Here is a 21,166-nt window from a genome sequence, read left to right as displayed (position 1 = left end):
AGGCAAGAGCTGAGCGCGGCTGACCCGCAGGAGGAGAAGGCGAACGTGGACGCCGAGCTGACCAACAGGAGCCGGGACGCGATCAACGCGGCCACCCAACGGGCCGTGTCGGAGGGACACCCGGACCTCACCCCCGCCCACCTGCTCCTCGCGCTGCTCGAGGGGCAGGACAACGAGAACATCATCGATCTGCTCGCCGCCGTGGAGGCCGACCGGGCCTCCGTGCGCTCCGGCGCCGAGCACCTGCTCGCCGGGCTGCCCAGCGTGACCGGATCGACCGTCGCGCCGCCCCAGCCCAACCGCGACCTGCTCGCCGTGATCGCGGACGCGGACAAGCGCGCCAAGGACCTCGGTGACGAGTACCTGTCCACCGAGCACCTGCTCATCGGCATCGCCGCGAAGGGCGGCGCCGCCGGGGACGTGCTGTCCCGGCAGGGAGCGGACGCCAAGAAGCTGCTGGACGCGTTCCAGAAGACCAGGGGAGGACGCCGGGTGACGACCCCGGACCCGGAGGGTCAGTACAAGGCCCTCGAGAAGTTCGGCACCGACTTCACCGCCGCCGCGCGCGACGGCAAGCTGGACCCGGTCATCGGCCGGGACCAGGAGATCCGCCGCGTCGTACAGGTGCTGTCCCGCCGTACCAAGAACAACCCGGTCCTCATCGGTGAGCCCGGCGTGGGCAAGACCGCCGTGGTGGAGGGGCTCGCCCAGCGGATCGTGAAGGGCGACGTGCCCGAGTCCCTCAGGAACAAGCGGCTGGTCGCGCTCGACCTGGGCGCCATGGTCGCGGGCGCGAAGTACCGGGGTGAGTTCGAGGAGCGGCTGAAGGCCGTGCTCTCCGAGATCAAGGACAGCGACGGCCAGATCATCACCTTCATCGACGAGCTGCACACCGTCGTGGGCGCGGGCGCCGGCGGCGACTCGTCCATGGACGCCGGCAACATGCTCAAGCCGATGCTGGCCCGCGGCGAGCTGCGCATGATCGGTGCGACCACGCTCGACGAGTACCGCGAGCGCATCGAGAAGGACGCCGCGCTGGAGCGCCGCTTCCAGCAGGTGTTCGTGGGCGAGCCGACCGTCGAGGACACCATCGCGATCCTGCGCGGCCTCAAGGGCCGTTACGAGGCCCACCACAAGGTGCAGATCGCGGACAGCGCCCTGGTGGCCGCCGCCGCCCTGTCCGACCGCTACATCACCTCCCGCTTCCTGCCCGACAAGGCCATCGACCTGGTCGACGAGGCGGCGTCGCGGCTGCGCATGGAGATCGACTCCTCCCCGGTCGAGATCGACGAGCTGCAGCGCGCCGTGGACCGGCTGCGCATGGAGGAGCTGGCCCTCGACAAGGAGACCGACGCGGCCTCCCGCGAGCGTCTGGAGAAGCTGCGCCGCGACCTCGCCGACAAGGAGGAGGAGCTGCGGGGCCTGACCGCCCGCTGGGAGAAGGAGAAGCAGTCCCTCAACCGCGTCGGTGAGCTGAAGGAGAAGCTCGACGACCTGCGCGGCCAGGCCGAGCGCGCCCAGCGCGACGGCGACTTCGACACCGCGTCCAAGCTGCTGTACGGCGAGATCCCGGCCCTGGAGAAGGAGCTGGAGGCCGCCTCCGAGGCCGAGGAGGAGGCCACGAAGGACACCATGGTCAAGGAGGAGGTCGGCGCCGACGACATCGCGGACGTCGTCGCCTCCTGGACCGGCATCCCCGCCGGGCGCCTCCTGGAGGGCGAGACGCAGAAGCTGCTGCGCATGGAGGAGGAGATCGGCAAGCGGCTCATCGGCCAGGGCGAGGCCGTGCGGGCCGTCTCCGACGCCGTACGCCGCAGCCGCGCGGGCATCTCCGACCCCGACCGGCCGACGGGCTCGTTCCTCTTCCTGGGCCCGACGGGTGTCGGCAAGACGGAACTGGCCAAGGCGCTCGCGGACTTCCTCTTCGACGACGAGCGGGCCATGGTCCGCATCGACATGTCGGAGTACGGCGAGAAGCACAGCGTCGCCCGGCTGGTCGGCGCCCCGCCCGGGTACGTCGGCTACGAGGAGGGCGGCCAGCTGACGGAGGCGGTGCGCCGCCGCCCGTACAGCGTCATCCTGCTCGACGAGGTGGAGAAGGCGCACCCCGAGGTCTTCGACATCCTGCTGCAGGTCCTGGACGACGGCCGCCTGACCGACGGTCAGGGACGCACGGTCGACTTCCGCAACGCCATCCTGGTGCTGACCTCCAACCTGGGCAGCCAGTTCCTGGTCGACCCGCTCAGGAGCGAGGTGGAGAAGAAGGAACAGGTCCTGGAGGTGGTCCGTACCTCCTTCAAGCCGGAGTTCCTCAACCGGCTCGACGACCTGGTCGTCTTCTCGGCGCTGACCAAGCCGGAGCTGGAGCGGATCGCGCAGCTCCAGGTCGACCGCCTGGCCAAGCGGCTGCACGAGCGGCGCCTGACCCTGGAGGTCACCCCCGAGGCCCTGGCCTGGCTCGCCGAGGAGGGCCTGGACCCGGCCTACGGCGCCCGGCCGCTGCGCCGCCTGGTCCAGACGGCCATCGGCGACCGTCTCGCCAAGGAGATCCTGGCGGGCGAGATCAAGGACGGCGACACGGTCCGGGTGGACCGGCTCGGCGACGGCCTGCTGGTGGGCCCGGCGACGGGCAAGACGCTGTAGTCGGAACGGCTCCCGGATACGCGCGGTGCGCCCGCCCACGTGACCGGTTCGTGTCAGCCGACGGCTGACACGAACCGTCGGGGGTTGCCACCCCCCTCCCCGCATGAGGGAGGATGGCGGAATCCGTACGAAGGGAAGAACACGGTGAGCATCGACCCGTCCTCGATTCCGAACTTCGGGGGCCAGCCCGAGCCGCAGCCGCCGGCGGGCCCCGTGGTTCCGGATCAGGACCTCGTGAAGCAGCTCCTGGACCAGATGGAGCTCAAGCACCTCGTTGACGAAGAGGGTGACCTCGTCGCGCCGTGGGAGCAGTTCCGTACGTACTTCATGTTCCGCGGCGAGGGCGATCAGCAGGTCTTCTCGGTGCGGACGTTCTACGACCGGCCCCACAAGATCGACGAGAAGCCCCAGCTGCTGGAGTCCATCGACGACTGGAACCGGCGCACGCTGTGGCCCAAGGTCTACAGCCACACCCACGACGACGGCACCGTCCGCCTCATCGGCGAGGCGCAGATGCTGATCGGTACGGGCGTGAGCCTGGAGCACTTCGTCTCCTCGACCGTGAGCTGGGTGCGGGCCGCCATCGAGTTCGACCGGTGGCTCGTGGAGCAGCTCGGCCTCGCGGAAGAGGTCGACGAAGCGGAGAAGCCCGAGGACGACGGGGAGTAGCCCCCCGTCACGTCCTAGAGGGGAGATCGGGCCAGCACCACCAGATAGGCCCCATAGACGAACGAGAGCCCGGCCAGCGCGCTCGCCACCACGGCGGCGTGCCACGGCCGGGTTCGCGCTGTTCGCACCAGCGCCCGTGCCGCCACGATCAGCAGCGGGAACGCCGGGAGCAGGAAACGCGGCTTGGACTCGAAGAACCCGGAGCCGCCGAGCGCGATCAGCAGCAGCACACCGCTGTGGACGACGAGCGGCAGCGGGGTCCGGTCCACGACCAGCAGGGCGAACAGCACGGTGCTCACCCCGACGATCACCAGCGCCATCGGGAACAGCAGCCGGGTGCCGTGCAGCAGCATGTGCTCGGTGAAGCCGAGGGCGCCCCGCCCGAAGTCGAAGCGCGAGCCCCACAGCCGCTGCACGGTGAAGTAGCCGCCGAGCGGGTCGCCCCGGTGGCGGCCCACCCAGACGACGTAGCCGCTCCAGCCGAGCGGTGCGAGCGCCACGCCCGTCCACAGCCTGTGGGAAACTCCGCGCCCGCGCCGCCGCCACACCTCCAGACCGGCTGCCGCGAGAACCGCCGCCGCCACCGCGACACCGTTCGGCCGGGTGAGGCCCGCGAGCGCCGCCAGCGCGCCCGCCCACACCCAGCGGCGGGTCAGCACCGCGTACAGCGACCAGGCGGCGAACGCGGTCATGACGGCCTCCGTGTAGGCCATCGACAGCACGACGGCGTGCGGCAGCAGGCCCCACAGCACGACGAGGACGAGGGCCACCGCGGGACCGTACAGCCGCAGCCCGATGCGGTGGATGCCGTGGGCGGCGACCAGGGCCGCCGTCCACGACACCACGAGGCCCGCCGCGCCGCCGCCGAGCGGGGCGATCCTGGTGAGGGCGTGGACCAGCGTGGGGTACAGCGGGAAGAACGCCAGGTCGCTGTGGATGCCGGTGCGGCCGTGCTGGGTGAACCCGTAGCCGTGGGCGGCGATCCGCAGGTACCAGACGGAGTCCCAGGAGCGCCCGAGCAGCAGCAGCGGATTCTTGCCCGCCGCCCGGGCGGCGACGGCGAGCACGAGCACGCCGGACAGCCGAACGGTGAGGAACAGGCCGACGGCGGTGAGGGCCGGGACGGCCGCCCGCGGCCCGCCGCCGGCCGGACGGACGGGGTCGGGGTGGCCCGGGCGCTCGGCGGCCGGGGCCGGGAGGGTGCTGGCGTGGGTCACACCGGAACCATGCGTCGATCACGCCGGATTTGCGACCTTGTGCGTCCGCGTGCCGACGAATTCCCACGCCTGACACGCCACCTGGTCGAGGGATCGAGAGCAGGGGCGCCACCCGGGAGGCGGCCGCGCCGTCACGGGCGGGGCGGCAGGCCGCTTCCGGGGGGCGGCGGCCGGGGTGTCGGACCGTGGGCGTCCCCAGGCGGCGGACCGCATCCTCAGGGACCTCCGTACGCCGAGTCGCGCCGCGTCGTCGATCGCCCGGCAGGCCGACCGCTCCGCCCACGGAACGACCAGCGGGGCGGGCAGCCGCGTGGGGACCCGCGTGACCGAGGTGGCGGACGGCGTCCATCGCCTCCCGCGGCTCGGCACGGGCCTCCCGCGCGGCGGCGGCCTCGCGCCGCAGGGCCGCCACCTGCTCGGCGGCCCGCTCGGCCCGTGCCTCGTCGAGCGGCGGATCGGATCCGCACACCGGGCAGGTGTCCTCGCCCACGAGCCGGCCGCTGTGGTCTCCGCCCTCTCCGGTCCGTTCCGGTGAGGGGACGTCCGGGCGGGCGCGGTGAGCGGGAGGGGTGAACCTCCGACGGTTCACGGGCCCGGTGCGCGGGAACGGACTCACAGAGGTCACAGGTCGGTTGGCCTCTCAAGAGGCACCTCGGCCCATACCGTCTTGCCGACCGGGTGGCGAGGCGCCGACCCCCAGCGCTCGGCCAGGACGTCCACCAGAAACAGTCCTCGGCCGGACTCGCCTTCGGGGTGCGACGCCGGCGGCACCGCGGGTGGCCGCTTGGCCGAGGCGGCGTCCGCGACCTCGATACGGACCAGGCCCGCAGCTGCGTGGAGGGTGAGCCGAAGCCCGAAGTCGCGTCCGGGCACCCGACCGTGCTGCACGGCGTTCGCCGCGAGTTCGCCGACGATGAGAGCGACCGTGCACGACGTGTCCGAGGACGGCGGACAGCCCCACTCCGCCATGCGCCGGACGGCGAGACGCCGGGCGAGCTGCGCACCTCGCGGCGAGGAAACGAACTGCCCTGCGAAGAACGGGAGTTCGCGTACCGTCTCGGCGAGCGCGACCGTCTCCGCCGCAAGGGGCGCGGTGGCCCGGCGTGGCTCGTCTTCCGGGGTGGTCGTTCCTGTCAGCACCGCTTGTCCGTCCTTGTCTGCCGAGCGCAAGCTGTTCCGTGGAGTGCGCGGGTCGTCACGTTCCGTGCCCAAGAGTCGTCCCCTCGCCCTACGCTCGACAGGTGAAGCAGGCTTACTTTTCGACCCGTAAGGAACGGAAGTGACGCTGTGGCCAACGAAATCGACCCCAGTACGTCGATGGCGGCCCTGTTCGGCGCGCGGGTGCGCAGGCTCCGTTTGGCTGCCGCCCTGACCCAGGCCGAGCTCGCCGACAAGGTGCACGTGGTGAGCACGCGGATCACGCAGATCGAGCGGGCGTCCGGGGCGAAGCCGACGCTGGAACTGGCGCGTGCGCTGGACGCGGTACTGGGGGCGGACAACTTGCTGGTGGAGTTATGGCCTTATGTGTATCGGGAGGCGTTTCCGGACTGGTCGCGGAAGTTCATGGAGTACTCGGAGCGGGCGGTGGCCATCAGGCAGTACGCGGCCCATGTGGTGCCGGGTCTGCTGCAGACGGGGGATTACGCGCGGGCCGTTCTGAGCCTGGACGCCCTGCTGAGCGACGAAGACCAGTTGGAAGAGCGCGTCACAGTCCGAATGGGGCGGCAGGAGCGGCTGAGCTCGGCCGACCGGCCCGAACTGTGGGTGATCCTGGACGAATCGGTATTGAGGCGTCCGATCGGCGGCGATGCCGTGATGCGTAAACAATTGGCGCGCCTTCTCGATGTGGCGGCAGAACGTCACGTCACCGTGCAGGTATTGCCATTCGACCAAGGCGGACACGAGGCAATGGGCGGCTCACTGACGATCCTGATCCTGCCGGACGGATCAGAAGTGGCCTACACGGAGGGTTCGGACTACGGCCAACTCAGCGAGGAGCCAGCCGATGTCAGTCGCTACAAGGTGATTTACGATCGGCTGCGGGCGGCAGCCCTGCCCCCGATCATGTCACTCGACATGATCCGGTCTGCGATGGAGGGCAACTACCGTGGCTCGAATCTCCCGTCCCGATCTGAACGGCGTCGCCTGGCGCAAGAGCAGCTACAGCAATCAGGCGGGGGGCGACTGCGTGGAGGTGGCCGACGGGTTCCAAGGAGTCGTCGTCCCCGTGCGTGACAGCAAGGTCCCGCACGGCCCGGCGCTGTGCTTCCACGCCGCCGCCTGGGCCGCTTTCATAGGCGGGTTGCAGGCCGGGCACCACCGTTCCTGAGGCAGCGGGGTCCCGGCCACCGACCGCCTTCCGCGCCCTCCGGGTCCTTGTCCGCGAGGGTCCGGCGGGCCACCGACCTCCTGAAAGAACCGGGGAAAAGACAGCTCCACCTGGTTGCCCGGGTGCTTTGGTTTCTCGGGGGATCGGCGGTCAGTCGCCGTGCGCGCTTACCACGGCACAGCACTGACGGGACGTCCCGGCGAACCTGCATGGACCCCCGCAGCTCCGCGAAGTAGGAGTCGGGCAGGGCGAGGGCCTCCGCCACCGCGTACTGGAAGGGGCCCGAGGAGACGTAGGTCAGGAACTGCTTCGCCGTGCGGACCGCGCCGACCAGCTCCGGCGCGGCCGTCACCCAGCCGACTCCCTGTTCGTACCTGTTTGTGTGCGGCGCGGGTCAGGTTGCGAGGAGAGCGGTCAGGACGACGGCGGGATCGGCGTCAGGCGGTCCGGCCGGCCACCAGGTGCCCTGGTCCTTGGTGTACGGGTACCACAGTCCGTCGCGGCCCAGGCGCAGTTGGGCAGCGTGGCCCTCGACGGTCCAGCGGTTGCGCCAGGAGCGGAGCCGGGGTGGTCTGCCGTCGGCCCAGTCCGCGCGCAGCGCCTCGCGGTCGCGCTCCAGGCGGGAGGCGGGCGGGGCCCAAGAGCTTTCCAGTACGTCCAGGGATGCGGCGCCGCCGTGCCGCCACGCGTGGGTGGCGGCGGCGAGGTCGCGGGGGGTGCGGCCGCAGTTCGAAGCGATCCGGGCGAAGACCTCCAGGGTGGGGTGAGCGGCGGCGAAGCGGACGGCGTCCTGCCAATCGGTGAGCGGGACGGGCGGGACCGTGTCGGCATGCCGCGCGCCGAGGGCTCCGGCGAGCAGATGGTGGGCACGCATCGCGGCATCGGCGGCGAGCAGTTCGAGCGCGGCGGGGTCCACGCCGGGCTCCGGGACGGCCGAGTCCACCAGCGCGGGGCCGCGGCCGGCCCGGTCGGGCAGCGGGGGTGGGGCGGGCAGGGACGGCAGGTCCGCGCGTGCGGCGAAGGCGGACCCTGCCAGATCGCCGGTCCGGGCCGGGGACCCGTCCGGATCCGCGCCTTCCGTTGCCGCGGACACTGCGGCTTCGGCGGAGGCGCGAGCGGTGTTGCGGCGGCCGAGCTCGTCCATCAGATCCCGCTCGCCGCGCCCCCGCAGGAGCAGCAGTACGAAGGGGTCGCGGTCCAGGAGCCGGGCGACCTGGTAGCAGAGGGCGGCGGCGTGTTTGCAGGGGTAGCCCCAGTCGGGGCAGCTGCACTCGGGGTCGAGGTCCCGGGGGCCGGGCAGCAGCGGGACGCCGGCGGCCTCGGCGTCGTCGGCGAGCCCGGCGGGCATCTCGCCGTCCAGCAGTGCGGCGATGTTGGCGGCCCGCTCGGCGATCATGTCGAGCAGCCTGTCCCACTGCTGGTCCGTCAGCTGCTCGACCTGGACCGTGGAACGGTACGGGGCGCGGCGGCTGCCCTGCACCGGGGCGGCGGCCGAGCCGGGGGCGACGGTGACCGGCCCGACCGCGCCGCCGCGCGCGTAGGTCCGGCCGCGCGAGAGGCGGCCGGTGTCCAGGGAGGACTCCTCCAGGGAGCGCAGCCATGCGCGGCCCCACCAGGACTCGGCGAAGGGCGCGCGGCTGCCCCTGGCCGGCGGGAGTGCGTCGAAGGTACGCGCGGCTTCCCTCTGAGCCGGGATGCGTCTGCTCATCGTCCCGTCCTTCGCAGCGTGACCAGTTCGGCCAGTTCGCCGTCGCTCAGCTCGCTGAAGGCCGCCTCGCCCGAGCCGAGCACCGAGTCGGCCAGGTCCCGCTTCTGTCGGAGCATCTCGGCGACCCGGTCCTCCACGGTGCCCTCGGCGATCAGCTTGTGCACCTGGACCGGCTGGGTCTGTCCGATCCGGTAGGCGCGGTCGGTGGCCTGGTCCTCCACGGCCGGGTTCCACCAGCGGTCGTAGTGGATGACGTGTCCGGCCCGGGTAAGGTTCAGACCGGTACCGGCGGCCTTGAGGGACAGCAGGAACACCCTCTTCTCGCCGCTCTGGAAGGCGTCGACCATCTCCTCGCGGCGTTTGACCGTGGTGCCTCCGTGCAGGAACAGGGTGTCCACGCCGCGGTCGGCCAGGTGGCGCTCGATCAGCGCGCCCATGGCCACGTACTGGGTGAAGACCAGCGCCGACCCGTCCTCGGCCAGGACGGTGTCCAGGAGTTCGTCCAGGAGTTCCAGTTTCCCCGAACGGCCCCCGAGCCTGGCACCCACGGGCTCCTTCAGGAACTGCGCGGGGTGGTTGCAGACCTGCTTCAGGCCGGTGAGGAGCTTCATCACCAGGCCGCGCCGGGCGATGCCCTGCTTGTCCTCGATCTCGGCCATGAGCTCGCGCACCAGCGCCTCGTACAGCGACACCTGCTCCTTCGTCAGGGAAACCGGCTGGTCGGTCTCGGTCTTGGGCGGCAGTTCGGGCGCGATGCCCGGGTCGGACTTGCGCCGGCGCAGCAGGAAGGGGCGGACCAGCGCGGCCAGTCGCCGGGCGGCCTGTTCGTCGCGGTCGCCCTCGACAGCCGTGGCGTAGCGGTCACGGAAGGAGGTGAGCGTGCCGAGCAGGCCGGGGGTGGTCCAGTCGAGCAGTGACCACAGTTCGGACAGGTTGTTCTCGACCGGGGTGCCGGTCAGTGCGACCCGTCCCCGGGAGGGGATCCGGCGCAGGGCCTGGGCGGTGAGCGCGTGCGGGTTCTTGACGTGCTGGGCCTCGTCGGCGACGAGCAGGCCCCAGGGCTGCTCGGTGAGGCGTTCGGTGTCGCGGCGCATGGTCCCGTAGGTGGTCAGGACGAAGCCGCCGTCCGCACCGCCGTCGAGGCCGGCCAGGTCGCGGCCGGGACCGTGGAAGCGGCGCACGGGGGTGGCCGGTGCGAAGCGCCGGATCTCGCGCTCCCAGTTGCCGAGCAGCGAGGCGGGGCAGACCACCAGGGTGGGGCCGGCGGTGGTCTTCCGCTCCTGGCGGCGCAGGTGGAGAGCGATCAGGGTCACGGTCTTGCCCAGGCCCATGTCGTCGGCGAGGCAGCCGCCCAGGCCGAGCGAGGTCATCCGGTGCAGCCAGTTCAGGCCGCGCAGCTGGTAGTCGCGCAGGGTCGCGGCCAGGGCTTTCGGCGGCCCCTGGGGCTCCCGCGCGGCGCGGGCCTCGGGGTCGGCGATCCGGGAGCGCAGTTCCTCCAGTACGCCGGTGGCGGTGACCGCCACCTGCTCGCCATCCACCTCGACACTGCCGGTCAGCGCGGCGCCCAGGGCGTCGATCGCGGTGAGCGAGGCCGCCCTGGACTGCCTGGTCCGTCGCAGCCGCCGGACCAGTTCCGGGTCCACGACCACCCACTGGTCGCGCAGCCGAACGATCGGCCGGTGCGCCTGGACCAGCCGTTCCAGCTCTTCCTCGGTGAGTTCCCGGTCTCCGAGGGCGACCCGCCAGCGGAAGTCCAGCAGGCCGCCGGAGGACAGGAACGACTCGGCCGCGGACCGCGTTCCCTTGCGGCGTACGGGTTCCAGGACGCCGGAGGCCGTCAGCTCACGTACCAGCTCCTTGGGCCAGTGCACGGCGACCCCGGCGGCGGCAAGGCTTTCCGCCGCGTCGCCCAGCAGCGCCTGGGCCTCCTCGTCGGACAGCTCCAGGCGGGCCGGGGCGGCGGAGTCCAGCAGCCGTCCGGCCGGGGGCCAGACGCGGGCGGCCCGGCGCAGCGTCAGCAGCGTGTCCACCTGGGCCCGTGGGCCGAACAGTTCGGGGGCGGTGGCCCTGCCGGACCACAGGTCCGCGGCGTCGGCGAGAACCGTGGGATCGGCCAGGCTGCGCAGTTGGACCACGGCCCGGAAGGAGTCCGCGTGGTCCAGTTCCAGCCGCAGCGAGACAGCCAGCCCCGCGTCGCGGCCGGCGGCGACCTCCGCCGCCCAGCCTCGCTGCTCGGGCACGGACTGCGGGGCGCGCGCCGCGAACGCCGGTTGGCCGGTCACCTGGCGGGCGGCGGGAGGGCGAGCCAGGGAATCGGCCATGGAGTCCAGGAAGGCCCGCAGCAGCGGCTCGGCCGCCGGAAGGGTGAGGCGGGGGAGCCCGGGAACCGCGACCGCGCGGGCCTGAGGAGGCATGGCGGCGGCAAGGGCGGTCAGCCGCTCGTGGTCCTCGGTGTCCAGGGGGCCGACCCGCCAGGCGTCGAATCCCTTCGGCGACACCCCGGGCAGTATCCGGCCCCGGGCGAGCAGACGCAGCCCCAGCAGGGCCGCTGTGCCCCAGAACGCGGTACCCGCCGACGCCCGCCCGCTGCCGTCCGCGCCGAGTGCCCGGCAGCGGGTCAGCAGCGGCAGCGCCTGCTCCACCGGCAGCAGCACGGCGACCACCCGCGCCCGGCGCACGGACGAACCGTGCGGCCTGACCACGGTGAGTTCCTCGGGTTCCACCCCGAGGTCCGGTGGCTCACTCCCAGGCGCCCAGAACGCCATCCGCCCCGTCCGGGGCGGATCCGCGGGAAGGAACACCGCCTCGCCCAGGGCGAGCTCCGGCAATCCGGCAAACATCCGTTGCCGGTCCCAAGTCGCCGACTCGGGCTCCGCCGACGGGTAAACCTTCGCCACCACACCCACTCCTGGCCAGGCTCCTGCAACTGCTCGGGAGGACGCGGGCAGCCCACGAGCCCTCGGCGGGTCAAGGCTATCCGCGCGGACGGACAGGAAACGCCAGAAGTGTTTCGCCCACTCGGCGCCGTGCGGAAAGATGTCACCGGCACCCGCCGAGGACCGGCGCGACCTCTTTGCGATCGCAGCCCGTTACCGGTGCCGGAATCCGCATCCGTCCTGAGGGAACCCTTCGCCGTGATCGCCGAGCCCATGCCGACCTACCAGTTGAAGATCGCCCTGCGAGACATCAGCCCGCCGGTCTGGCGCCGGGTCACCCTGCCCGCCGACACCTCGCTCGGCTGCCTGCACGACATCGTCCAGACATGCTTCGGCTGGGACAACTCCCACCTGCATTCCTTCACCGAACCTGGCTCCGGCCGCCAATTCGTCGACTTCGACGCACCGGTGGACCGCGATCCTTTCCGCGACGCAGACGAGGAGTCCGTGACCGTGGCCGAGGTGCTGCCCTACGAAGGCGGCCGGCTGGAGTACACCTACGACTTCGGCGACGACTGGCGGCACCGGATCACGCTGGAGAAGATACTCCCCGCGTCCACCCCCGACCGGCGCGTCCGCTGCACCGGGGGCCGCCGCGCCATGCCCTATGCCGAGGACATCGGGGGAGCCTGGGGGCTGCAGGTCGTCCTCGACGCCGTGGAGGACCGCGGCGCACCGGCCCCCGAGCCGTGGACCGACCTGGTCGAAACCCTGCGCGAGGAGGGGTTCGACGCCGCCCGCTTCGACCGCGACGCCCTGGACCGGGCACTGGCCGGACTGGACCCGCAGCCGCCCACGGCCGCCCCGGCACCGGACCCGGCCGAAGCCGCCCTCAGCGGGCGGCGCTGCTCCTGCGGCGAGGTCCACGACGGCGAGGACGACGATGACTTGGACATGGAGTCCGTTCCGGTGCGACCCGTGTCCCTGGCACCACGTGCGGAACTCGCCGCAGCCGCCCGGCAGGTGCCGCTGATCGCCTCCGCCCTCCGCCTGGCCCACTGGTGCCAGGACGGACGAGCCGTCACGTCCCGGGACGTGCTCAAGCCCGCGCTGGGCCGCCAGGCCGTCCAGGAACTCGCACTCTGGACCCAGGACGACGAACTGAGCGCGCTCCGGCCCGAGGAGCGGGACAAGCGGCTGGCCCGTCTGCGCAGCTCCGGAGACCTGCCCTGCCTGGACGACCCCTGGCGGCTCGCCGTGTACGGGGACCTGGTGGAGATCGGCGTGGGCGTGGCCCACCCCGGTACCGGCCTGCCCGCTACCGCGGACGACGAGGGAGTGCTGGAACTCTGGTGCCATGCGCTCGAAGACGAACTCGACGATCTGAACGACCTCGGGAACCTCGGCCTGTCCCCGGTGCTGCCGGGCGCGCTGGACATGGAGGACGAGAACGGCCACGGCCTGCCAGCGGTGGTGCTGCGGGCGCTGTACGAGGTCCCCGACGGCGAATGGCTGGACAGCGCACTGCTCGTCGCCGCACTCCGCGAGGGGCTCCCGAAGCAGGAGGCACGGCTGGTCGAACTGTTCCTCCTGCAGATCCTCGACCAGGTGGCCCTTGTCCTCGCCGAGTACCGGGCGGCGGAGGTCGAGGCCGGCCCGGGGACGAGCCGGCAGCGGGATCACGTCCTCCTCGGAATCCTCGGTATCGAGGCGAGCGTCGTGGACAGCGACGGCACACCGTCGGCCGGGACACGGCTCAGGCTCACCCCACTGGGACGCCACGGACTGCGCGAGTACCTGCTCGCCGAGGGATTCCACGCTCCTCTCATCGGCGAACTGGCCGACGCAGACGCCCCGACCTTGCTCGACGCCCTGCTCGACTACGACCAGGAGGCCGCCCACTCCGAGATCACCGGATGGATCAGCCATCGGGGCCAGGGCCCGGCTGCGGTCCAGCTCATCGACGCCTGCGCAGGTTTGGAAGCCGATGCGGCCCTCCGCCGCCTTGCCGCCGCGCCGGTGCTCGCGGAACTCGATGAACCGCGAGCGCTCGCGGTTCTGCGCAAAGCCGCGGCCTCCCAGGTCCCCGGCTGCGCCGAGACCGCGGCGATCGCGCTGGCCGGCCGTGGTGAGATCCCCGAGGGACACGGTCCGGAACTCCAGATGTGGGGGCTCGTGGACCATCTGTGGGGCCCGCTCGGTGTGGCGGACGAGGCACTCGCCATGTTCCTGGAACAGGAGGGGGATTCGGTGCTGCCGCTCCTGGAGCAGGCCGCCGACGACCTTTGGCGTTGCGACCACCCCGCCACCGGGGCCGTCCTGGAAGCGGCAGGGCGGCATCTGAGGGCTCGGGACAAGGCGCTGGCCAAGCGACTGCGCAGGTCCGCGACCCAAGTCGGACCCCAGCGCCGACGATGAGGTGCCGACGTGCGTGATCGCCACGCGACGCCGGGGCCGGGGCCGGCAGAGGCTGTGCTCGATCCGGTCGCGTCCGGTCAGCTCTCGTAGTGGTAGCGGCACTGTGCGATCAGGACACCGTCGTCGGTGGCCTTGTAGATCAGTCTGTGCTCGTCGTTGATGCGGCGCGACCAGTAGCCCTGGAACCCGTGTTTGAGGGGTTCCGGTTTGCCGATCCCCTCGTTGCCGTTCCGGGCGATGTCCGCGATGAGCGTGTTGATGCGCTTCAGGATCTTCCGGTCCTGAAGCTGCCACCAGAGACAGTCCTCCCAGGCGCGGGAGGAGAAGGTGATCTTCACTCGGCCCTTATTCGTCGGTCGCCAGCTCGCGTACGGTGCCGCCGCCGTTTTCCAGCTCGTCGATGGACGCGAGCAGGCGCCGGGCGTTCGCCGGGCTGCGCAGCAGGTACGCCGTCTCCTTCAGGGACTCGTAGTCCTCAAGGGAGACGATGACGACCGGCTCGTGTCCGGCCCGGGTGATGACGACCTCTTCGCGGTCGTCGGTGACTGAGTTGAGTACCTCGGCATAGCGCGCGCGAGACTCGGAGTACGTCATGATCTTCATGATCGACCCCCCTTTCACGTACAGAAAATTGTACGTCTATCCCTGTCGGCGCGGCAAGCACCGGAATGACGGCCGCGGTGCGAAAGTGCCGGCCGGGCGAGGAGTGGCAGGCGGAGGGGGACGCATCGACCCGGTTCCGCAGGGCGGCGGTCAACCCGCGAATGCCTTGCGGAGCCGTTCCGCCGCGTCCGCCAGTACCTCGACGCGCTTGCAGAACGCGAACCGGACATAGGGGGCGCCTGCTTCCGTGTGGTCGTAGAAGACAGCGTTGGGGATCGCGACCACGCCCGCACGCTGCGGGAGCGAACGGCAGAAGCCGGCGCCGTCGCTCTCACCGAGCGGGCGGATGTCGGTCGTGATGAAGTACGTCCCGGTCGGTCGGAAGACCCGGAAGCCGGCGTCGGCAAGTCCCGCGCTCAGCAGGTCCCGCTTGGCCCGCAGCTCGTCGCGGAAGGCCGTGAAGTAGGCGTCGGGCAGACGCAGGGCCTCTGCGACGGCGTGCTGGAAGGGTCCGGAGGCGACATAGGTCAGGAACTGCTTCGCGGAGCGAACGGCGGTGACGAGTTCCGCGGTACCGGTGACCCAGCCGACCTTCCACCCCGTGAACGAGAACGTCTTCCCCGCGGAGCCGATGGTCACCGTCCGTTCGCGCATCCCCGGGAACGTCGCCAGCGGCACATGCTCGGCCTCGTCGAACACCAGGTGCTCGTACACCTCGTCGGTGACGACCAGCAGGTCACGCTCGACGGCCAGCTCGGCGACCGCCCGCAGCTCCTCGCGGGTGAGCACGGTCCCGGTCGGATTGTGCGGGGTGTTGATCAGCAGCAACCGGGTCCGGTCGGTGACGGCGTCGCGCAGCTCGTCGAGGTCCAGCCGGAAGCCTCCCCCGGAAGGCCGCAACGTGACCGGTACGCGTCGGCCGCCCGCCATCGCGATGCAGGCGGCGTACGAGTCGTAGTACGGCTCCAGGGCCACCACCTCGTCGCCCGGCTCCAGCAGTGCCAGCAGCGCGGCGGCGATCGCCTCGGTCGCGCCCGCGGTGACCAGGACCTCCGTGTCGGGGTCGTGGGTGAGCCCGTACCGCCGCTCCTGGTGCGCGGCGATCGCGGTACGCAGCTCGGGGACGCCGGGCCCCGGCGGGTACTGGTTGCCGCGCCCGTCGCGCAGCGCCCGTACGGCGGCCTCGCGCACCTCCTCGGGGCCGTCGGTGTCGGGGAAGCCCTGACCGAGGTTGATGGACCCGGTGCTCACGGCGAGGGCCGACATCTCGGCGAAGATCGTCGTCCCGAACTCGGCGAGGCGGCGGTTGAGGAAGGGGCGCGCGCTGGAGGTCATGGCCGCCATCCTGCGCCCCGGCTCCGGCCTTCCTCAACCTGCCTTCACGGATGAACAGGCGCGGGCCCGCGGAGTCGGGGAACGCGCAGGCGGCCCATGGGACTGCTGCGGTCGGGTGACGAGGAGGACGGCTCCGGAGGATGTCCGCGATGTGACGAGTCGGTTCCTCTTACCTTCATCTGAGATTCCGATGTGTCGCACGGCAGCGGTCGCCTGTGCCTGGCACCCATGGAGGTCATCGAATGCATTTCCGTTCCTGGGTTGCGGCGCCGCTGGTGGGTGCGGCTGTCGCTCTCGTGGTTCTTCCGCCGGCCGACGTCGCTGCGCAGACCTCTGCACGGCACGCGTCCGGCCCCCTGTGGCGACACGAAGGGGAGGACGGCCACGGGCACCGCAATCCCTGGCGTCGCTGTTACAGCCGGCGCCGTGTCGTGCTCATCGACACGCGACTGAGGGTGATTCTGACCAATGGCCGGCGCGGGCCCGAGGCTCTCGTCCTCCAAGGGAGCTCGGCGGTCGCGCCCTTGTCGCCGACGGCACCGTGGAACGACTTCTTCGTGTCGACGTACATGGACGTGAACTATCCCACCCAGACCGACTATCAGTACGAGTTTGCGATTCACGGCTTCTTCAGGGTGCACCCGGTATTCGTGGTGAAGGCTTTCGACCGCCATGTGCGAGCCTTCGCCTTCCCGGCCGCCCATTGCGTCAACGGCGAGGACGACCGAGACCGCGGGGGTCGTGACGGTGGCCGCGGGGACGGCGACCACAGGGACGGTGCTCGTCCGCATGGTGGGAGAGGTGCTGAGGGAAGTGGGCCGTCCGGTTCCCCGCTGCCCCGGAAAGGGGACCACTCTCAAAACGTTTCTGACTCCCGTGACACCGCGGCTGCTGTCTGTGGCGCAGGCCTTCTGAGCACGAAGCACATCCTGATCGCGGCCGGCGGGTTGCTGGTGATTCTGGGAACGCTGGCCACGGCCTGGCTCCGCCGACGTCGTCCTGCCGCGTGACACACGGCCGGGTGGAGATCGGGGCGAGGGCCGAGCAGGCCCTCTTCCCCCGGCAGCGCCTGCGGTAGGACCGCGACCGGGGGGTGGTGCAGCGCCGCTGTCACTCGTCTTCGGAGGTCTCGGCGGACTGGTCGGAGGAACTGCCGCTTCCGGCGGAGGCCGACGTGCCTGACGGAGTGGGGGTGCCGGACGGACCGGGGGTGCCGGAGGCGCGCGGCGTCTCCAGGGGGCTCGGGCGGGGGTCGTGGGGGCAGATCCAGTAAGGGCTCTTGATTCCGTAGCTCAGGCCCCACTCCCTGTCGCAGCCGCCCCGGTACGTCCCCACCCAGCCGCAGTACGGGCCTCCGTAGCTGTAACAGGGGCGCGCCGGTGCCTGCGGGCTCGGGTTCGGGAAGGGGGGCGGATCCGCTTCACTCTGCGAGCTGCCCGGATTCGGGAAGGGCAACCGGGGTGGTTCGGCTTCGCCCCGGGGGACGCCGGAGGCGCCGGCCACCCGGACCTGCGTGGCATCGGAACTCCGTGGCATCCAGCCCGGGAGGGGGACGAACAGGCCGATGGCCGAGGCGGAAGCCGCCAGCGTTGCAGCAGCGAGACCGCAGCGGATCAGGCGCATGACTGTTCCTCTCGGCTTTGTGGTCTGCGGGCAGGCCTGGGCGACCTCTGTGCACGGGCGCCGCCGCTGTGAGTGCGCGAGCCGAACGTATGGTTTGCAGATCACCCCAGCAACCAGCGAACCGCCGGTCAGGTGGCCTTGCTCCGGTTTTTCACTCGAAGAGTCCCAGCGGATCTACGGGTCCCGAGGGACCCTCAGAACTTCCTCAACTCTGCTTTGGACGCCCACCACCGCGGGCATCCCCCGACCACTCGGCACGGCAGAGGCGCCCGCGGGGGGCCGCTTCGGGGGATTCGAAAGGGGGACCGGGCCATGCTCACCAGCATCTTTCTGGTCATCGTCGGCGTGGTTGTGGTGGCGCTGCTCGCGTCGGCGCAGCGTCGCGCGAAGCAGGGGGCGGTGCGGTCGGGGGGTCGCTCCGGGGTGCGGACGCGGACGAGTCGGGGGAGCGGCGGTTACCGGGGCGGCCGGGACAGTGGGGACAGCAGCTGGTGGGTGGCCGGGGCCGACGGCGGCCCGTCGGGCGATCACCACTCGGGCGGTCACCACTCGGGCCATCACCACTCCGGCGGTCACCACTCCGGCGGTCATGACTCGGGCGGTCACCACTCGTGCGGCGGGGGCCACTCCTGCGGCGGCCACTCGTCGTGCGGGTCGTCGTGCGGGTCGTCGTGCGGCGGGGGCGGATGCGGCGGAGGCAGCTGACACGGGGCAGCCGAGCTCCGGACGCATCCGGGCCGCGCGGCGCCGGGTGACCGCGGGGATTCCCTCCCGGCGGTCACCCGGCCTCTGTACGCACACGTCAACGCATGACCGAAAACTCCCTCTCCAGAGGGAGCGTGACGGCGCACGCGGACGGCGCTGTGTGCGGGAGGTGCGCTCATTGCCGCGTCGTGGAGGGGCGCACGGTTCTCAGGTCAACGCTCCAGGCGCACATATGAGTTGAACAGATGCGCTGGGGAGCCCTCGGTGGGATGGAAACCCTACGAACTTGGGTAAAAACGCTGTGGCGGTGCCACTGTTCATGATTCCCTCTCACCACCAACGCAGCCCGCGGACGCCCTTCGGACACCTGTCCGGCAGGAGTCCCTCCCCACCGGGCCGACCGGACGCATTACCCGACTGGCTGAGCCGGCCCTGTCCCCGGCGCCACGACCGGGCTGCTCCGGATCCCCACTTCTCCTTTTGCGTGCTAGCGGAGCCGATCCATGCTCACGACCCTGAACACCTCCTACACCGACACGCGCGCGGCCGATCTGGCCTGGACCCTGGGCCGCGAGCCGCTGCCCGCACTCGCCACCCTCGATCTCGAACTCGCCGGCGCACAACTGCAGTTGCGACTCCTCGGTGCGTCCCACCAGGTACTCCTCCAGGAGGAGCGGGGCATCTGCTCGGAGACGGTGGCGTGCATCGCGGGCTCCAGCGCCCCGCTGCCCCTCGGTGTCGCCAAGCGGGTCGGCGACTGGGAGTACGAGTTCGCGGCCCGTGTCGAGGTGCTGTCCCCGGGCAGCTTCGCCGGCCGCGCCCAGGAACTGCTGGCCCTGGTCTCCGACCACCCCAACGGCCTGGCCGGCGTCTTCCCCGGCAGCCCGCACGCGTTCACCGCGATGCTCGCCCGGTACCACGAGGGCCAGGTCCACTGGCGCACCTGGCACGCCTACCCGCAGGACGGCCAATTGGTGGCGACCCGGACCCGGGTCGGGGTGAGGCAGCGGGCGAAACGACGGGACGGCGCCACGGAGGAGCCGGTCCTGTCGGGCAGGTGAGGACGATCGACGCGCGATCAGCCATGGCCGTGCACCATCAGCCCGTCCGGGGGCCCCTGCTCGAGGCGCTCGGGGGGAGAACGACGACGGGGCCGTCCAGGCCGGGGCGGGGAACCGGGGGCGGCAGCCCCCGGCCGGCCACACCACCCCCCGGTGCCGAACAACCCGGCGCCACACGTGTGGGTGACAAGGCTCAGCGCAAGCGTGACGTAGCGTTCCGGACGTGATCGAACCGCACGCGCCCGCGCCCCCCGGCGCTGCCGCCTCCTGGGGCGGCGGCCGGGGCAAGGCGCGGCTGCCCGTGGGCCCGGGCACCGGGCGGTTCCTGGTCCTCGTCGGCGTGTTCGTCTGCGCGGCCTGCGGACTCGTGTACGAACTCGAACTCGTCGCGCTTGCCTCCTATTTGATCGGCGACTCGGTCACCCAGGCCTCGGTCGTGCTGTCCGTGATGGTGTTCGCGATGGGTGTCGGTTCGCTCGCCGCCAAGCGGCTCCGCTGCCGCGCCGCGGCCGGGTTCGGCGCGGTGGAGACGGTGCTCGCACTCGTCGGCGGCCTGAGCGCGATGGCCCTGTACGCGGCCTTCGCCTGGACGGGCGACTGGCACGGCGTCCGGTCCGGCGGCCCGCGCTGTCTGCTGGTCGCGTTCTCGCTGGCGATCGGGCTGCTCACCGGCGCCGAGGTGCCGCTGCTGATGGAGCTGATCCAGCGCATCCGCCGCCAGGACGCGGGCGGAGCGGTCGCGGACCTGTTCGCGGCCGACTACGTGGGCGCGCTCGTCGGCGGCCTCGCCTTTCCCTTCCTGCTGCTGCCGCAGCTCGGACAGCTGACGGGTGCCCTGGTCACCGGCGCGGTCAACGCGGTCGCGGGCGGCGCCCTGGTGCTCGGCCTGTTCCGGCGCGACCTGTCCCGGCGCGGGCGCCGAGTGCTGCTGGTCGCCAACCTTCTGGTCCTGGGCGTGCTCGCCGCCGCGGCCGTTCTCGTCGACGACTTCGAACGGGCGGCGCGCCAGGCGGTGTACGGCGGTCACGTACGGGTCGCGCTGCGCACCGGCGGCCAGGAGATGGTGCTGACCGGGGGAACCCCCGGCCGTCCCCTCGACCTGTTCCTCGACGGTCGGCTCCGTGTCGACGGCCGTGACGAACTCCTCTACCACCAGGCGCTGGTGCACCCCGCGATGAGCGGCGGCCCGCACGCGCGCGTGCTCGTCCTCGGCGGCGGCGACGGACTCGCGGCGCGCGAGGTGCTGCGGCATCCCGGGGTGCGGCGGGTCGACGTGGTCGACCCGGACCCGGCCCTGTTCCGGCTCGCCCGCCACGACGCGGCCCTGTCCGCGCTGAACGGCCACGCCTTCGCGGACCCGCGCGTCCACGTCCATGCGGAGGACGCGTTCCGCTGGCTGAGGGGGACACCGTCGACGTACGACGTGGTGATCGCCGACCTTCCCGACCCCCGCGCCACGGCGAGCACCAAGCTGTACTCGCAGGAGTTCTACGGCCTGACCCGGCGCGTGCTGGCGACGGGCGGGCGGTTCGTGGTGCACGCCGGACCGGTGACCGCCCGGCCGCGCGCGTTCTGGACGGTGGAGGCGACGATACGGGCGGCCGGCCTCGCCACCACCCCGTACCGCGTCGACGGCCGCGCACCGGGCCCCACGGCTCGGGCAGCCGGGGCGCCGCACGACTGGGGGTTCCTGCTCGCCGCCCGCACCCGGCCCACGCTGACCCTGGACCCGCGCACGCCGTGCCTGCGCACGCTCAGCCGGGCGGCCCTGCGGGCGGACGCGCGGGCGGCGGCGCACACCCGGGTCCCGGGACTGCTGCCGTCGACGCTGGTGCACCCCAGGTACTAGGGGCGCACCCAGCACCTGGGACCCACCCCAGATGGTGGGACCCAGCCCAGATGGTGGCGGCGCACCCCAGGTGGTGGCGGCGCACCCGAGGCGCCGGGGGTGAGGACTGGTCCTCCCGGCCGCTGCCGTG

17 protein-coding genes and 1 pseudogene are annotated in these 21,166 nt (G+C 71.9%); 9 read left to right on the top strand and 9 right to left on the bottom strand.

The features are described from left to right. Positions 1-45 precede the first annotated feature (45 nt). Both clpB and AC5WS8_RS29435 read left to right on the top strand, forming a co-directional pair. Entirely contained in the window at positions 46-2,643 is a 2,598-nt protein-coding gene (clpB, locus tag AC5WS8_RS29440; RefSeq protein ID WP_496106535.1) for an ATP-dependent chaperone ClpB, read from the top strand. Between the two features lie 144 nt (positions 2,644-2,787). Then, positions 2,788-3,312 carry a YbjN domain-containing protein gene (locus tag AC5WS8_RS29435; RefSeq protein WP_200422242.1) on the top strand — a complete coding sequence of 175 codons (525 nt, stop codon included), beginning with the start codon at positions 2,788-2,790 and terminating at the stop codon, positions 3,310-3,312. Between the two features lie 14 nt (positions 3,313-3,326). On the opposite strand, the gene AC5WS8_RS29430 is transcribed toward AC5WS8_RS29435, so the two are convergent. Continuing rightward, positions 3,327-4,529, bottom strand: a complete 1,203-nt coding sequence (locus AC5WS8_RS29430; protein WP_496106534.1) for a mannosyltransferase family protein — start codon at positions 4,527-4,529, stop codon at positions 3,327-3,329. Positions 4,530-4,704: 175 nt separating this feature from the next. On the opposite strand from AC5WS8_RS29430, the gene AC5WS8_RS29425 reads away from it, so the two are divergent. Further along, complete coding sequence (locus tag AC5WS8_RS29425) at positions 4,705-5,064, top strand: hypothetical protein (protein ID WP_496106533.1); 360 nt, start codon at positions 4,705-4,707, stop codon at positions 5,062-5,064. Between the two features lie 86 nt (positions 5,065-5,150). On the opposite strand, the gene AC5WS8_RS29420 is transcribed toward AC5WS8_RS29425, so the two are convergent. After that, on the bottom strand, positions 5,151-5,669 hold the full coding sequence (locus AC5WS8_RS29420; protein WP_496106532.1) for an ATP-binding protein: 519 nt from the start codon (positions 5,667-5,669) through the stop codon (positions 5,151-5,153). Positions 5,670-5,846: 177 nt separating this feature from the next. Here AC5WS8_RS29420 and AC5WS8_RS29415 point away from each other — a divergent pair, with 177 nt between their 5' ends. Further along, entirely contained in the window at positions 5,847-6,764 is a 918-nt protein-coding gene (locus AC5WS8_RS29415) for a helix-turn-helix domain-containing protein (protein ID WP_496106581.1), read from the top strand. Beyond that, positions 6,718-6,858 (top strand): DUF397 domain-containing protein, encoded by a 141-nt coding sequence (locus AC5WS8_RS29410; protein ID WP_496106531.1) that lies wholly within the window; start codon positions 6,718-6,720, stop codon positions 6,856-6,858. The genes AC5WS8_RS29415 and AC5WS8_RS29410 overlap by 47 nt, the downstream gene beginning before the upstream one ends. A 190-nt stretch (positions 6,859-7,048) precedes the next feature. Here the strand turns inward: AC5WS8_RS29410 and AC5WS8_RS29405 are convergent. The 3 genes and pseudogenes from AC5WS8_RS29405 to AC5WS8_RS29395 form a co-directional block, all read right to left on the bottom strand. Continuing rightward, positions 7,049-7,219 (bottom strand): annotated as a pseudogene (locus AC5WS8_RS29405) (aminotransferase); the annotation flags it as partial. 33 nt (positions 7,220-7,252) lie between these two features. Then, positions 7,253-8,566, bottom strand: coding sequence for an SWIM zinc finger family protein (locus AC5WS8_RS29400; RefSeq protein WP_496106530.1), 1,314 nt, complete (start codon positions 8,564-8,566; stop codon positions 7,253-7,255). Further along, on the bottom strand, positions 8,563-11,406 hold the full coding sequence (locus AC5WS8_RS29395; protein WP_496106580.1) for an SCO1167/SCO6262 family helicase: 2,844 nt from the start codon (positions 11,404-11,406) through the stop codon (positions 8,563-8,565). Before AC5WS8_RS29395 ends, AC5WS8_RS29400 begins: the two co-directional genes overlap by 4 nt. 294 nt (positions 11,407-11,700) lie before the next feature. On the opposite strand from AC5WS8_RS29395, the gene AC5WS8_RS29390 reads away from it, so the two are divergent. Then, on the top strand, positions 11,701-13,860 hold the full coding sequence (locus AC5WS8_RS29390; protein WP_496106529.1) for an IS1096 element passenger TnpR family protein: 2,160 nt from the start codon (positions 11,701-11,703) through the stop codon (positions 13,858-13,860). 77 nt (positions 13,861-13,937) lie between these two features. Here the strand turns inward: AC5WS8_RS29390 and AC5WS8_RS29385 are convergent, their stop codons facing one another. The 3 genes from AC5WS8_RS29385 to AC5WS8_RS29375 form a co-directional block, all read right to left on the bottom strand. Then, the gene (locus AC5WS8_RS29385; protein ID WP_496106528.1) at positions 13,938-14,198 is read right to left on the bottom strand and encodes a Txe/YoeB family addiction module toxin; all 261 of its coding nucleotides are present in this window, start codon (positions 14,196-14,198) and stop codon (positions 13,938-13,940) included. A 7-nt stretch (positions 14,199-14,205) separates the two neighbouring features. Then, positions 14,206-14,463, bottom strand: a complete 258-nt coding sequence (locus AC5WS8_RS29380; protein ID WP_403595863.1) for a type II toxin-antitoxin system Phd/YefM family antitoxin — start codon at positions 14,461-14,463, stop codon at positions 14,206-14,208. Between the two features lie 150 nt (positions 14,464-14,613). Further along, a complete protein-coding gene (locus AC5WS8_RS29375; protein WP_496106527.1) occupies positions 14,614-15,807 on the bottom strand; it encodes a pyridoxal phosphate-dependent aminotransferase in 1,194 nt (397 codons plus the stop codon). Positions 15,808-16,040: 233 nt separating this feature from the next. On the opposite strand from AC5WS8_RS29375, the gene AC5WS8_RS29370 reads away from it, so the two are divergent. After that, positions 16,041-16,808 (top strand): hypothetical protein, encoded by a 768-nt coding sequence (locus AC5WS8_RS29370; protein ID WP_496106526.1) that lies wholly within the window; start codon positions 16,041-16,043, stop codon positions 16,806-16,808. Between the two features lie 100 nt (positions 16,809-16,908). On the opposite strand, the gene AC5WS8_RS29365 is transcribed toward AC5WS8_RS29370, so the two are convergent. Continuing rightward, positions 16,909-17,421 (bottom strand): hypothetical protein, encoded by a 513-nt coding sequence (locus AC5WS8_RS29365; RefSeq protein WP_496106525.1) that lies wholly within the window; start codon positions 17,419-17,421, stop codon positions 16,909-16,911. A 1,208-nt stretch (positions 17,422-18,629) separates the two neighbouring features. Between AC5WS8_RS29365 and AC5WS8_RS29360 the strand changes: the two genes are divergently transcribed. Next, complete coding sequence (locus AC5WS8_RS29360) at positions 18,630-19,187, top strand: DUF2617 family protein (protein ID WP_496106524.1); 558 nt, start codon at positions 18,630-18,632, stop codon at positions 19,185-19,187. 223 nt (positions 19,188-19,410) lie between these two features. Then, entirely contained in the window at positions 19,411-21,036 is a 1,626-nt protein-coding gene (locus AC5WS8_RS29355; protein ID WP_496106523.1) for a polyamine aminopropyltransferase, read from the top strand. The last annotated feature ends 130 nt before the right edge of the window (positions 21,037-21,166 follow it).

This window comes from Streptomyces sp. PTL18 (assembly GCF_059510295.1).
The sequence above is the reverse complement of the archived record's forward strand: the minus strand, read 5'-3'. Positions and strand labels throughout refer to the sequence as shown.

Bases quoted from the DNA above. Each gene is read 5' to 3' on its own strand.
- AC5WS8_RS29400 (WP_496106530.1), bottom strand. From the start codon at position 8,566: ATGAGCAGACGCATCCCGGCTCAGAGGGAAGCCGCGCGTACCTTCGAC.
- AC5WS8_RS29395 (WP_496106580.1), bottom strand. From the start codon at position 11,406: ATGTTTGCCGGATTGCCGGAGCTCGCCCTGGGCGAGGCGGTGTTCCTT.
- AC5WS8_RS29415 (WP_496106581.1), top strand. From the start codon at position 5,847: ATGGCGGCCCTGTTCGGCGCGCGGGTGCGCAGGCTCCGTTTGGCTGCC.
- AC5WS8_RS29360 (WP_496106524.1), top strand. From the start codon at position 18,630: ATGCTCACGACCCTGAACACCTCCTACACCGACACGCGCGCGGCCGAT.
- AC5WS8_RS29365 (WP_496106525.1), bottom strand. From the start codon at position 17,421: ATGCGCCTGATCCGCTGCGGTCTCGCTGCTGCAACGCTGGCGGCTTCC.
- AC5WS8_RS29370 (WP_496106526.1), top strand. From the start codon at position 16,041: ATGCATTTCCGTTCCTGGGTTGCGGCGCCGCTGGTGGGTGCGGCTGTC.
- AC5WS8_RS29380 (WP_403595863.1), bottom strand. From the start codon at position 14,463: ATGAAGATCATGACGTACTCCGAGTCTCGCGCGCGCTATGCCGAGGTA.
- AC5WS8_RS29375 (WP_496106527.1), bottom strand. From the start codon at position 15,807: ATGGCGGCCATGACCTCCAGCGCGCGCCCCTTCCTCAACCGCCGCCTC.